13 protein-coding genes are annotated in these 12,738 nt (G+C 71.0%); 6 read left to right on the forward strand and 7 right to left on the reverse strand.

The window, feature by feature from the left end; all coding sequences use genetic code 11:
* Positions 1-70 precede the first annotated feature (70 nt).
* On the forward strand, positions 71-541 hold the full coding sequence (locus AB0H88_RS04820) for a L,D-transpeptidase (RefSeq protein ID WP_357641313.1): 471 nt from the start codon (positions 71-73) through the stop codon (positions 539-541).
* Positions 542-552: 11 nt separating this feature from the next.
* On the opposite strand, the gene AB0H88_RS04825 is transcribed toward AB0H88_RS04820, so the two are convergent.
* A complete protein-coding gene (locus AB0H88_RS04825) occupies positions 553-1,392 on the reverse strand; it encodes a universal stress protein (RefSeq protein WP_357641315.1) in 840 nt (279 codons plus the stop codon).
* Positions 1,393-1,554: 162 nt separating this feature from the next.
* Here AB0H88_RS04825 and AB0H88_RS04830 point away from each other — a divergent pair, with 162 nt between their 5' ends.
* Positions 1,555-2,109, forward strand: coding sequence for a hypothetical protein (locus AB0H88_RS04830; RefSeq protein WP_357641317.1), 555 nt, complete (start codon positions 1,555-1,557; stop codon positions 2,107-2,109).
* A gap of 200 nt (positions 2,110-2,309) precedes the next feature.
* A complete protein-coding gene (locus AB0H88_RS04835; protein WP_357641319.1) occupies positions 2,310-3,740 on the forward strand; it encodes a PepSY domain-containing protein in 1,431 nt (476 codons plus the stop codon).
* Between the two features lie 51 nt (positions 3,741-3,791).
* Here AB0H88_RS04835 and AB0H88_RS04840 read toward each other — a convergent pair whose 3' ends face one another.
* Entirely contained in the window at positions 3,792-5,831 is a 2,040-nt protein-coding gene (locus AB0H88_RS04840; RefSeq protein ID WP_357641321.1) for a M14 family zinc carboxypeptidase, read from the reverse strand.
* Between the two features lie 224 nt (positions 5,832-6,055).
* On the opposite strand from AB0H88_RS04840, the gene AB0H88_RS04845 reads away from it, so the two are divergent.
* The gene (locus tag AB0H88_RS04845) at positions 6,056-7,327 is read left to right on the forward strand and encodes an alpha/beta hydrolase-fold protein (RefSeq protein ID WP_357641323.1); all 1,272 of its coding nucleotides are present in this window, start codon (positions 6,056-6,058) and stop codon (positions 7,325-7,327) included.
* Between the two features lie 40 nt (positions 7,328-7,367).
* On the opposite strand, the gene AB0H88_RS04850 is transcribed toward AB0H88_RS04845, so the two are convergent.
* From AB0H88_RS04850 to AB0H88_RS04865, 4 genes are all read right to left on the reverse strand, one after another.
* Positions 7,368-7,727: a hypothetical protein gene (locus tag AB0H88_RS04850; protein ID WP_357641325.1), complete on the reverse strand. Its 360-nt coding sequence runs from the start codon at positions 7,725-7,727 to the stop codon at positions 7,368-7,370.
* 235 nt (positions 7,728-7,962) lie between these two features.
* A complete protein-coding gene (locus tag AB0H88_RS04855; RefSeq protein ID WP_357641327.1) occupies positions 7,963-8,196 on the reverse strand; it encodes a hypothetical protein in 234 nt (77 codons plus the stop codon).
* Positions 8,175-8,582 carry a hypothetical protein gene (locus AB0H88_RS04860; protein WP_357641329.1) on the reverse strand — a complete coding sequence of 136 codons (408 nt, stop codon included), beginning with the start codon at positions 8,580-8,582 and terminating at the stop codon, positions 8,175-8,177. Before AB0H88_RS04860 ends, AB0H88_RS04855 begins: the two co-directional genes overlap by 22 nt.
* 48 nt (positions 8,583-8,630) lie before the next feature.
* Positions 8,631-9,230: a DUF5994 family protein gene (locus tag AB0H88_RS04865; RefSeq protein ID WP_357642004.1), complete on the reverse strand. Its 600-nt coding sequence runs from the start codon at positions 9,228-9,230 to the stop codon at positions 8,631-8,633.
* A 178-nt stretch (positions 9,231-9,408) separates the two neighbouring features.
* On the opposite strand from AB0H88_RS04865, the gene AB0H88_RS04870 reads away from it, so the two are divergent.
* Positions 9,409-10,410, forward strand: a complete 1,002-nt coding sequence (locus AB0H88_RS04870; protein WP_357641331.1) for a LacI family DNA-binding transcriptional regulator — start codon at positions 9,409-9,411, stop codon at positions 10,408-10,410.
* Positions 10,411-10,460: 50 nt separating this feature from the next.
* Positions 10,461-11,825 carry a sulfatase-like hydrolase/transferase gene (locus tag AB0H88_RS04875; protein ID WP_357641333.1) on the forward strand — a complete coding sequence of 455 codons (1,365 nt, stop codon included), beginning with the start codon at positions 10,461-10,463 and terminating at the stop codon, positions 11,823-11,825.
* A 23-nt stretch (positions 11,826-11,848) separates the two neighbouring features.
* Here the strand turns inward: AB0H88_RS04875 and AB0H88_RS04880 are convergent, their stop codons facing one another.
* Entirely contained in the window at positions 11,849-12,724 is an 876-nt protein-coding gene (locus AB0H88_RS04880; RefSeq protein ID WP_357641335.1) for a formylglycine-generating enzyme family protein, read from the reverse strand.
* Positions 12,725-12,738: the final 14 nt, after the last annotated feature.

The following is a 12,738-nucleotide window of genomic DNA, read 5'->3' on the forward strand; positions in this document are numbered from 1 at the left end:
CAGCCCCGGGGGCGCACCGGTGGGGATATTGCCGACCACTTCAGTGGGCGGTCCGGTATGGGTGCCCATAGTGGAAGAGCAGCCGGGATGGGTACGCGTTCTGCTGCCGAGCCGGCCGAATCTGTCAACGGGCTGGATTTATGCCGGTGGCGGCGGGTTGCGGAATGCCTACAGCGCTTATTACGTACGCATCGACCTGGCCGCTCATCAACTCACGGTGTTCAAGTCCGAGCGCAGTCTGGGCACCTGGAAAGTCGCCACCGGCGCGCCGTCGACCCCCACGCCACCGGGACGGACGTTCCTGCTCGCCTCGCTGACTCCCGAGCATCCGACCTACAGCCCGCGCATGCTCGCCCTGGGCATGCACTCCGCCGTCCTCCAGACCTTCGACGGCGGACCCGGCACGATCGGCCTGCACGGCTGGCCGGACGAGAGCGTGTTCGGGCAGGAGATCAGTCACGGCTGCGTCCGGGTCCCGGCCCCCGCCCTGCGCGTCCTGTCACATGTCCCGCTGGGCAGCGCGGTCGTCATCAACCCGTGAACGCACGGAACTCAACCGGGGTCGTCCTGCCTGTTCCGGACCACGGCGAGCGGGCACGGGGAGTGGTGCAGCATGGCCTGGCTGACCGAGCCCATGACCATGCCGGCGAACGCGCCATGCCCGTGCGAGCCGACCACGAGCAGGTCGGCGCCCTCAGCGGCCTGACGCAGCACCTCCACGGGGTGACCGTGCACCGCCTCCTCGATCACCTCGACATCGGGATGATCCTGACGGTGCCCGGCCAGCGCCTCGCGCAGGATGAGCCGCCCGTCCCGCTCATCCTCCTCGCTCGTGGGCTGGAACCCGCTCCAGGCGTGTACGGCCCGCAGGGTCACACCCCGCAGCTCCGCCTCGGAGAAGGCGAAGTCCAGCACCCGGCGGCGGGTCCGCGGCGAGCCGTCCACCCCCGCCACCAGTTCGCCGCGCGGAAGGGACGGCAGCTGCCGCACGACGACCACGTCGCACGGGGCGTGCCCGGCCACCCCGTACGCCACGGACCCCACCAGCAGCCCGCGCACTCCCCCGAGCCCGTGGCTGCCGATGACCAGCAGCTCGGCCTCCTTCGCGGCCTCGATCAGGGCGGCTCGGGGATCGCCGGGCAGCAGCATCGTCCTGATGCCGATCTTCGGGTGCTCGCCACGCGCCCGGTCCTCGGCCGCGGCCAACGCCATCTCGCCCCCGTCGCGCATCCACTGGGCCACGGCGGCATAGCGACCGGGCGCCGTCTCGCAGGCCCATCCCGGCATGGCGTGCACCACGGTCAGTGGTACCTCGCGCAGCGCGGCCTCCCTGGCGGCCCATCCAACGGCCTCGAGCCCCGCCCGCGAGCCGTCCACCCCGACAATGATCATGATCTGCCCCCGTTCGACATCCCCTTCTCCGACACCCCTACCCGGCGATCCGAAGTTTCCGCAGGTCAAGCCGGTGGAGCTCATGGGACCACCGCCCATTACGGCGTGATCGAACCGAGACACCCGCTGGGCCGTATCTGCACATGTGAGCGGTGATCGCGCGTGAGCGCCGATCGGAACGAGCCCGCCGGACGTGTCGTGCGCGCGGCGGTGTTCGCGGTCGTCTGCGTGTACGCCGCGCTGGGCATGCACGTGCTCGCCGGTGGCGCGGGCGCCGGGCTGGGGATCGTCGCCGCCGCCACCGCCGTGACCGGCGCGGGGGCGTACGTCCTCGCCCGTCGGCGACGGAGTATGGGAACGCTGCTCGTCGCCTCCTTCGCCGCGCAGTACGGCATGCACCACCTCTTCGGCCCCGGCCCCGGTCTTCCGCTGACGGGACACCACCTCGGCGGGCTGTCCGCGGGGATCGGGATGCTGCTGGCGCACGTGCTGGTCGCCACGGTGTCCGCCTGGTGGCTGGAGCGCGGGGAGACGGCGCTGGCCACGCTGCTGTTCCTGCTGGCCTGCTCGCTGCGCGACCTGTGGCGCCCGCTGACCGACCTGCTCGTGCCGACCTCGACGCCGCGCCGCGTGGCGCCGGTCGTGGCGGTCACGTCGGGGATGCCCGCCGCCCAGGTGCTGGCCTGGGAGCTGTGCCGCCGGGGGCCGCCTCAGTAGGCGACGCCTGCTGAAGCTGACCATTTACCGGCGCCGCGTGCCGCCGGGACCGACCGCGTGCATCGCCGTCGTCGTACCCGGAAGCCGCACGTCCGGTCCGTCATGACCGCCTCCGCTGTTCGCGGCCCGATCGCGCGGTCATGACCGCCCCCGCTGTTCGCGCGCCCCGAAACGGGCGCGTCTCCGGAATGGAGAACCCCATGACCTCTGTAGAGGTACGGCCGCCGACCGTCCAGCCCACCCCGGCCTTGTCATCCCAGCGCTATCGCATCATCTGGCGCTGGCATTTCTACGCCGGGCTGTTTGTCGCCCCCGTTCTGCTCATTCTCGCCATAACCGGGTCGATCTACCTGTTCAAGGAGCCGTTCGAAGAGTGGCACTACGCCGACGTCCGCACGCTCGCCACACCCGTGACCGCGGCGAAGCCCTTGTCGGAGCAGATCGCCGCCGCCCGCCAGGCGCGGCCCGGCGCGGCCGTCATGTCGGTCATCCCGCCCACCGCCCCGGACCGGACCACCCGGGTCATTCTGCAGGGCGCCGACACCGGGCCCTTCGCTCAGGGCGTCTCGGTCTACGTCGATCCGTCCACGGCCCGCGTGGTGGGGCAGATCGACGACGGCACCACCTTCATGCGCGTCGTACGCACCATCCACGGTGAGCTGATGGCGGGCACCATCGGCGACCGGGTCGTGGAGATCGCCGCGTGCTGGGCGCTGATCCTCATCGCCACCGGCACGTACCTGTGGTGGAGCGGCCGGCGTACCCTCAAGCGGGCCAAGCGGTCGGGGCGCGGCCGGCTGCGCCGCCTGCACACCCTCACCGGAGTCGGCGCCGGGGCGGCGGTCGTCTTCCTCGTCCTGTCCGGCCTGCCCTGGTCAGGCGTGTGGGGTGACGGCCTGCAGCGCATCCAGGACAGCACCGGTTCGACCACCCCCAGCGCGGACTCCTTCCCCAACACCTCGACGCTGTCCGGAGACCTGTCCACCAACCCCGACGCCAAGGTGCCCTGGTCCGCCGAACGACTCCCCGTACCGCAGTCCGAAGGTCACGCCGCGCACGAAACGACGGGCGGCGTGCTGCAACCGGGTGCCCTGCCCATCGAGCGGGCCCTGGCCGCCGCCCGGCCGGTCCTGCGCGACTGCCCGCCCGCCGAATGCGACATCAAGGTCCTCCTCCCCAAGGACGCGAAGGGCGTCTACACCATCGTGACCGACAACCGCCGTGACCCGGCCGCCGCGCAGACGCTCCACGTCGACCAGTACAGCGGCCGGGTGCTCGTCTCCTACGGCTGGGCCGAGTACGGCATCATGGCCAAAGCCGTCGAACAGGGCATCGCCCTGCACGAGGGCCGCCGCTACGGCACCGTCAACCTGCTCGTCATGCTCGCCGCCTGCCTGTCCCTGATCACGCTCGTGGTCACCGGCGCGTGGATGTGGTGGAAGCGCCGCCCGCGCGGGCGAGCGGGAGCGCCCGCCCGCGCCACCAACAGGCGCAGCGCGTACGGAGTGATCGCCGTCATGGCGGTGCTCGGGCTGCTGTTCCCGCTGGCGGGGGTCACCATGGCGGCCGTGCTGCTGCTCGACTGGCTGGTGCTCCGGCGGATACCGGCGGTTGCGCGGGTGATCGGCTGACGCTCCGGCACGCCCAGCCGCCGCTGCGGCCGGGCCGGCGAGACGTGCTCGTCACGGCTCGCGATAGTCGGCGGCGACCCTGATCAGCGAGATGAGCCCGGAGGCGAACTCCATCGCCTCCGCGTGCCCCTCGCTGAACGGCGGCTGGAACCCCACTCCCTCCCACATCCGGGTCGTGGGGTTCCACAGGTCGCTGCCGACCTCGAAGTCCCAGCCGAAGACGCCGTGGTCGTACCAGAGCTCGTCCGCGGAGTTGCCCGCCGCCGAATACAGCACGTCGGTCACCGGCCCGGTCTGCTGGGGCCAGGTGACCGTGCCGCGTTCGGCGGCGATGGCCTGCTCGATGGTGCGGGCCGAACGCAGGAAGTACGCCTCCTGCCGGGGCGTGGGCCGGGGCAGGGTGACGCGGCCGTCGAGTTTGTAGGCGCCCGGCGGCCACATGAAGTAGCCGCCGTAGCTGTGGACGTTCATCGCGAACTTGATGTTGCGATACCGCTGCGCCAGCCACATGACGTTGCGGCTCTCGGGCTCGGAATGCTCGGCGGGCCCGGCGTACGTACCGCTCTGGCAGCTGGCCGAGGCGCCGAAGTACCCGTCCGACAGCGAGCCCACGGCGTAGTTGCGGTTGACGTCCACTCCCCAGGTGTTGCGGAGCGCCGGGTCGGACTGCTGGGCGGGGCAGTGGTTGGTCATGTTCTTACGCTGGGAGTTGAAGTCGTAGAAGCTGTAGTTCGCGCCGTCGGGGTTGACCGTGGGCACGATGAAGATGTCGGTGCGCTTCAGCAGCTCCCGTGTCGCCGCGTCGCGCGCGTAGTTGCGCAGCAGCCGCTCGGCCGCCTCGATGGTGACCAGCGGGCCCACCCATTCCCTGGCGTGTTCCTGCGCGTAGGCGAGCACTCCGGTGCGCGAGCCGTCCCGGTGTACGCCGACGCGCAGGGCCAGCACCCGCCACGGCGCGCGGGGGACGTCGGCCGGTGCCTTGAGGAAGTCGCTCAGCTGGGTGAGCGGGGCGGGCGCCATGACGCCCTGTCCCGCGTCGGTGCGGTAGGTCGTGGCCTTGACGGCGATGCCCGGCGTCGCGTTGATCGCCGCGACCACCTGGGCCGCGGTGCTGGTGGGCGCGCCGGAGCCGTCGGTGGCCAGGCTGACGGTGATCTGCTTGCCGTTCACCGTCACCTGCGACTGCCGGTCGGGCACGCCGGGGGTGACGAGCTCGATGGCCAGGTCGTTGCCGCCCTCGGAGCCGTAGGCGTTCGAGGTGACCACGACGGCGGCGCCGGGCGGGCTGCCGATCAGGGCCTGGGCGTTGCGCCGGTAGCCGTTGGTCGGATTCGGCAGCGTGATGATGTCGGTGAGCTTGGGGAAGCGCCGGTGCAGCGCCTTGACCCGATCGTTGAGCTGGGCCGGCGGCATGTACTGGCTGACGAAGTCCTTCTCGTAGCCGGGACCCTGGCGGTCGGGCCGCTCCCCGTCTGGCCACTCCTGTACCCGCGCGTCTGCCTTGCCACCGGCCGCCGACGTGACGGTGACCCACTGCGGCCGGTTCTCCGCCGGCACGGGGGTGCTGAGCTGGTGGCCCAGGTAGGCGCCCGCGTCGACGTACGGCACCATCGGTACCTGACCGCCGGAACCGCCCTTGCCCGTCCAGTTCACGCTGAGCGTGGCTGCCGCCCCCGCGCTGCTGGACGCCTCGACCGACAGGAAGTACCCGTCGCGGCTCCTGAACCACACCGCCCGCTCGATGACCAGCTGATCCGGCACGGCGGCGCCCTTCGGCGTCGCCTGGGAACGAGACGGCGTGCCGGGCGCCAGGGTCGCGCCGAGCGCGGCGAGCGCCGTCAGCTGGCTTGGGGTGACGACCGCGTCGACCTGGACGCTGCCGTCGGCCTGTGGCCGTATCCGCTCGGTGAGGTCCGCCCCCGAGGCCGTCAGCCGCTCCATCGTGGCCTGGTCCGGCACGGAGAGCGTGACCAGCGAGGCCGGCTCCGGGTCGGACGGCCCGGCGACCGCCGGGACGGACTGTCCCGAGGTCAGGAACGTCGTGAGAAGAACGATCGCCAGAACGACTGCGGACGCCCGTAAGCCACGCATCGGCTCCTCCTGGATCACCGGTATGGAGATCAGTGAAAGCCGACATGACAAAACTGGCAAGACCCACTCGAAAGCCGTAATACGCCAGGCGACCTACCGCAGGAGTTGTACGCGGCCCCGGCCCGCAGGGTGAAGGTTGACCACTTTCTCCACCCGGCGGTTGACGCGCAAATCTGCTCCGCTTTGTACCTTGATGCCCGGTTTCTCACTTAGAGGAGGAAGCGATGCGAAGTTCCCTGCAGTGGTTATCGCGCGTATTGACCGGGCTGCTGATGATCGCCGGAGCGGTCGTGGTCCCGGCCTGCGTGGCGCAGGCGCAGACCTGCTCGACGACCCTGCCCCACCCCGACGACTACGGCATCACCTGCGTGAGCGTGGACCGGCACCTCCAGGACAATGGGTCCGAGCTGCGGGACATCACCATGACCTCCACGGCGATCTTCCAGGCGTCCGGCGGCACGCCGGCGATCGACCCGCTGGCCCGTCCGATCACCGTACGGATCTACCTGCCCAAGGACTACGACCCGGCCAGGAGCACCCGCTACCGCTCGCTCTACCTGCTCAACGGCGGCGGGGACAACTACGACGAGTGGACGACGAAGACCGATCTGGTCTCCCTGGTGGAGCAGGCGGGGGCCTATGACGGCATCGTGGTGATGCCGACCGGGGGGATGACCGGCTGGTACAGCGACTGGGTCGGCCGCACTGACGGATATTTCGCGCCCAAGTGGGAGACGTACCACATCTCCCAGCTCATCCCCTGGATCGACGCCAACTTCAACACCATCGCCGACCGATCGGGGCGCGGGCTGGCCGGGCTGTCGATGGGCGGTTTCGGCACGCTCAAGTACGCCGCCGCGCACCCCGACGTGTTCTCCGTCATCGGCGCCTTCTCCCCGGGCATCGACCTGCGGGGCATGCCCGCCCAGCGGACGATCTCCGACTCCATGTGGGCGTCCGGCGCGGCGATCATGCCGCTGACGGACTGGGGGGCGTTCCGGGTCAACAAATACGAGAACGGCGTCCTGGTGCTCGACCAGGACAAGCAGCGGCGCTACCGGCTGGAGAGCCTGTTCGGGCCGTACACGAGCACCGTCTTCAACGGCAAAACGGTCGACGACTGGCCGTCCGTCAACCCGGCCGAACTGGTGACACAGGGCAAGTACGCGCCCTACAGCGGCCGGTTCGGCCTGTACGCGGGCGGCTGCAAGGAGTTGCCGGGCGCTCCCGGCAATCCCCAGTACGCCGACGGCCACCATCCAGCGCCGAAGACGTGCGCCTACGACAGCAAGGCCCATGATGACGCCTTGTCGGTCGACGAGACCATCCTCGGCTCGTACGCGAGCGACTTCGACAAGACGCTGACCAGTCTGGGAGTGAACCACCGCTACTGCTACGGCACCGGCGGCCACGACTGGAACTCCTGGCCTGACGACCTGGCCGACTTCCTCCAGTACGCCTACGGCACGGCCCCGGCCTACTGCCCCAACGCGTGACCGAGCGGCCTCGCACGGTGCGCCGGTGCCTGAGCGGCGCTCAGTTGCCCGTTGCCTCGGCGAGGCCGCCGTGCGTGCCCCCGTCGAGGAGATGTGCCCCGGCGTCGTGCAAGGTGATGCCGAAGCGCGCGCTGCCAGCGGGCATCCGGTTGTTGTCCGCTTTGTCGGCGCTGATCGCTTTGAAGCGGGTCTCGCGGGTCGGGCCATCGCCGACGAGGTGGCCGCGCAGGTGACCGGCGCGGTTGTACACGGCCCAGCGGCCCGCGGCCACCTGCGGCATCGAAGCCGGGTTGTCCTTGAGCCACTGCGCGTTGGCCGCGTGCTCGGCCCGCTCGTCGGCCTCGGTGGCCGGGGCGGACTCCATCGTGGTCAGGTCTTCGGATGTGCGAGGACTACTCATCTTGCGTCCCGCTCTCAGGATTGTGGCTGACGTCCCTCGATACATCGGAGGAACACTCGGCGCCTGGGCCCATGCTACCGGCGTACAGCCCCTGTCACCGACCTGGGACTTCAGGGGCCCCCGTACCCCACCCCCGATCCGGCAGTTCGGCGACGCGGTCACCTTCTCCAGCGCCACGGGCGGAACCACCGTCCGGTTACCGGGCTGACGCCTCGCCGGGTGTCACGGCGTCGGGTCAGCGTCCTCGGCTGAGGGGGCGGGAGGGAAGGGCATGAGGCCGGGGCCGGCGGCACGGGCGACCACACTGCTCGGACAGATCCTGGCCTTCCCGGATGGTGCGCCCCTGTAGCAGCCCGATGGTGGCTATGTCGGCCAGGGCCTGGGCGAGCGCGACGGTGGGGGCCGGCATTTCGCCGGGCTCCTGGCGAAACAGGTTCATCGCGCCGATCACCTGGTTGCGCAGCCGCATGGGCAGCGCGTCGACCGCGCGAAATCCGTTGACGCCGACCTGCTCTGCGAAGCGGGGCCAGCACCGCATGGGCTCCGCCGTGGCCAGGTCGGCGCAGTGAACGGACTGACGGTGGCGAAACAGTCCAGACAGGGACCCTGGTCGGTCTGGAGCTGGAACAGCTCCAGCAGCCGGCTCTGCTCACTGGAGGCGCCCACCAACCGCAACTTCTCGCCGGGGGCGGCGAACAGCAGCCCGGCGGCGTCGACGCCGAGGAGTCGCACGCACTGCTCGGCCAGGCCATGCATGAAGTCGATGACGTCGAACCCGGTTACCAGCGTGTCGGCCAGGGTGATGAACGCCTGGGCGACCTGCAACGTCGGGCCGTGGGACGGGGGGAGGTCCACACCCAGCAGCCTACGCCCCCGCCGACCCGGCGATCCGGTTGGAACCAGCTACCCGATCGGCGGACCGGCCGCCTGGTCGGCGATGTGCCCACCCTCGTTCTCCCAGCCGTCCAAGGCTTTCCGGCCCGCCCGCCGGGCACCGCGGGTGGCGGGCAGGCGGGCGATGGTGAGGAGGTCGACCGGCCACAATCCGGTCGTGTCCTGGGCGCCGAGCTTGAGCGCGGCCGCAGCGGGCCCGCTCGCGGTGCCCGGTGGGATGACCAGCAGCACGATCGGCTCGGCACCCGCGAGGATCAACGTGACCACCTGAGGGTCGGTGTTGCGGAACCAGCCGACCTTGATCTGGCGCCCGGGTGCCGGGATACGGCGCGGGATGTGGTCCCACGTCTCCTTGCGCACGCCGACCCGCAACGTGGTCTGGTCGAGCCGCTGATCGACGGCGGCGATGAGCCCTGGCAGCTCCGCGGCCGCGTCGCGGGAGTGGGGCCACCACGCCCCGTCCACCACGGATCGCCGGCTGAGCACGGGATTCAGGCTGAGCCGCACTTCGGAGTCGATGGCGGAAACGGCGGAAGCGACAGCGCGCAGCGGCTTGAGATGAGTAAGAATTGACGCCTTCATGGTCGCCTGACCTGTCCGGCCCAACATGAGGAGGCCGACATCGCGGATCGCCGTGGGCGACGCCGACCTGAGTGTCAACGCACGGAATGTCCTCGGTACCTGAATTCTACCTCACGGGCAAAGAGCGTCCGGACGACAGAAGGTTGATCCGATCAGGAGGGTTAGGGTAGAGCCTGCTGATGTTAATCGTTTAACATCAGCACACATGAGACCCACAGCGCGCCGGGTGGCCGAGCTGGCGCAGGTGTCGGTGGCGACCGTGTCCTATGTGCTCAGCGGCCGTGACCGGCCCGTCGCCGCCGAGACGAGGCAGCGGGTGCTCGACGCGGCCAGGCAGCTCGGCTACACGCCCGACCAGGCCGCCAGGAGCCTGCGCAAGCGCCGGACCCAGCGGGTCTGCCTGGTTCAGGCGTCGCTCGGCGGAAATCCCAGCGACGAGCGGCTGGCCAGGGACCTGCACGAGACGGCCGACGTACACGGTTACTCCGTGATCACGCTCGCCGTCTACTCCGAGGGCCGCGCGCGGGCGGCGGCCGACGTGCTGCGGAGCGGGATCGCCGATGGCGCGCTGGTCAATCAGACCGGTGACCACCTCACCCACGATCTGCTGGCCGAGATCGTCGCCGGCGGGCTGCCGATGGTCGTGGTCCGCAACGAGAGCGTGCCGGTCGGCTGCGACGTCGTACGGACACCGGAGACCGAGGTCAGCGCCGAGGCGGTCGAGCACCTGCTGGCCGAGGGCCGCACCCGCGTCGCCTTCATGGCGCACCGCCACGAGCTCTACCGAGACCACCCGACCGGCAGGCTGCTGGGCTACACGACCGCCCTCGACCGGCACGGCGTGGACCGGCGGATCATCGTCTCCGGCGCGGACGACCGCGTGGCGGCCTACCACTCCGCCACCGAGCTCCTGCGCTCCCCCGACCGGCCGGACGCGATCTTCGCGGCGTCCGACCGGGCCGCGATCAGCGTGCTCTCCGCCGCCAGGGACCTCGGGCTGAGCGTGCCGGGCGACCTCGCGGTGATCGGGGTCGGCAACATCGACGAGGGTCTCATCAGCAACCCGCAGCTGAGCACCGTCGGCCCGCTCAGACACGACTACACCGACGTCGTACGCCTGCTCTTCGACCGCCTCCAGGCCGACGGGCCCCTGCCCGCCCGCGAGGTGCTCCGCCCCTGGACATTCCTGCGGCGCGGCTCCTCCTGACGGCCCTTCCCAGCAGCCTCTCCCAACGGCCCTTCGACAGGAGCCCTCCCTTGCGCCCGAACGTGATCGTCGTCTTCACCGACCAGCAGCGCTGGGACACCGTGGGACCCTTCACCCCGAACCTCGACCGGATGGCCCGGCACGGCACGCAGGCCATGGTCGCGCTGACCCCGCAACCGGTGTGCGCGCCCGCCCGCGCGGCTCTGCAGACAGGCCGCTACCCGACCACGACCGGGGTCTACCGCAACGGCCGCGTCCTGCCCGCCGAGGAGCGCACGCTGGCGCACCACTTCGGCGCGGCCGGATACGCCACCGGCTACATCGGCAAGTGGCACCTGGCCGCCACCGAGCCGGTGCCCGAGGGGCTGCGCGGCGGCTACGGGTCGTGGCTGGCGGCCAACGCGCTGGAGCACACCTCCGACGCCTACCGCACGATCGTGTACGACGAGGCCAACGACCCCGTCTTCCTGCCCGGTTACCGTTCTGACGCCCTGGTCGACGCGGCCGTCCGGTTCGTCGCCGACCACCACGACGAGCCCTTCTTCCTCTTCCTGTCCTTCCTGGAGCCGCACCACCAGAACGAGGTGGACAACTACCCGGCCCCCGACGGCTACGAGGAGCGCTACCAGGGCCGATGGACGCCGCCGGACCTGACCGCGCTGGGCGGCACGGCCGCGCGGCACCTGGGCGGGTACCTGGGCCAGGTCAAGCGCCTGGACGAGGGGCTGGGCCGACTGCTCGACGCGCTGCGGAGCATGGACCTGCTCGATGACACGATCGTCGCCTACACCTCCGACCACGGTAACCACTTCAAGACCCGCAACGGCGAGTACAAGCGGTCCTGCCACGACGCGTCGCTGCGGGTGCCGCTGGCCGTGCGCGGGCCGGGGTTCGACGGGGGCGGCGCGATCGCCCGGCCGGTCAGCGTCATCGACCTGCCGCCCACGCTGCTGGCGGCCGCCGGGCTGCCCGTACCGGAGAACATGCAGGGCCACTCGTTCCTGCCGCTGCTCAGCGACGCCCGCGCCCCCTGGCCGGACGAGGTGTTCTTCCAGGTGAGCGAGTCCGAGGTGGGCCGCGGCATCCGTACCTCGCGGTGGAAGTACTACGCCGTCGCCGAGGGCGCCGACCCGGTGGCCAGCCCCGCCTCCGCCCGCTACCGCGAGCAGGCCCTGTACGACCTGGACAGCGACCCGCACGAGCTGGTCAACCTGGCGGGGCACCGGTCCCACCTGGAGGTGGCGGCCGGGCTGCGCGCGCGGCTGCTGCGGCGGATCGTGGCGGCGGGCGAGTCCGAGCCGGTCATCGAGCCGGCCGTCGAGGTCGACGCCCGGGACCAGGCGCTGACCGACCCGGCCGTCCGGCTGCGCGGCCCGGAACCGGTCAGGTTCGGCCACCAGCCGGCGGTCTCATAGCGCCACGGTCAGGTTCGGCCGTCTCATAGCGCCACGGTGCGGAACCCGGCGTTGGCCATCGAGGAGTCGGGCGTGTTCGAGGACCGCGCCGCGTTGCGGTAGCGGTTGCAGTAGGAGTCATGGCACAGGAAGGAGCCGCCGCGCAGCACCCGGGTCGTGCCGCGGAGCGGACCGCGCGGATCGGCCGACGGGGAGTAGGCGTAATAGTCGGGGGCGTACCAGTCCGAACACCACTCCCAGACGTTGCCGACCGTCTGCCAGAGCCCGTACGCGTTGGGCGCGAACGTACGGACCGGAGCCGTGGTCAGGTGGCCGTCGGCCAGCGTGTTCCGGGTGGGGAAGACGCCCTGCCAGATGTTCACCCGCCACTCGTCCTCGGGCAGGTCGTCGCCCCATGGGTAGCGCGCGCCGTCGAGGCCGCCACGGGAGGCGTACTCCCATTCGGCTTCGGTGGGCAGGCGCCGACCCGCCCACGAGCAGTAGGCGAGCGCGTCGTTCCAGCTCACGTGGACCACGGGGTGGTCGGCCTCCGCCGACGACAGGGTTCCGCCGGGGTGCCGCCAGTCGGCGCCGTGGACGCCGACCCACCAGGGGGTGCCCGGGACGGGGTTCATCACGTCTTCCGGGCGGGCGCGCAGGGCCAGGTGGAAGACGGCGGAGAAGCCGTACTCCTCGGCCTCCGTCCGGTAGCTGGTCGCCTCGGCGAAGGCGGCGAAGTCGGCCGTCGTCACGCAGGTCGCGTCGATCGAGAACGGCGCCAGGACCACCGGATGGACGGGCGTCTCGCCGTCGCCCCGGTTGCCGTCGCCGGTGGCGTCGCCCATCCTGAACTCGCCGCCGGGCAGGTCCACCTGCTCGATCGCGTGCGTGCCCCGCGCCGCGAACCGGGTCGGCTCCATGGGTGACGCCGGCG

The organism is Nonomuraea sp. NPDC050680, assembly GCF_040654555.1.
Taxonomy (GTDB): Bacteria; Actinomycetota; Actinomycetes; order Streptosporangiales; family Streptosporangiaceae; genus Nonomuraea.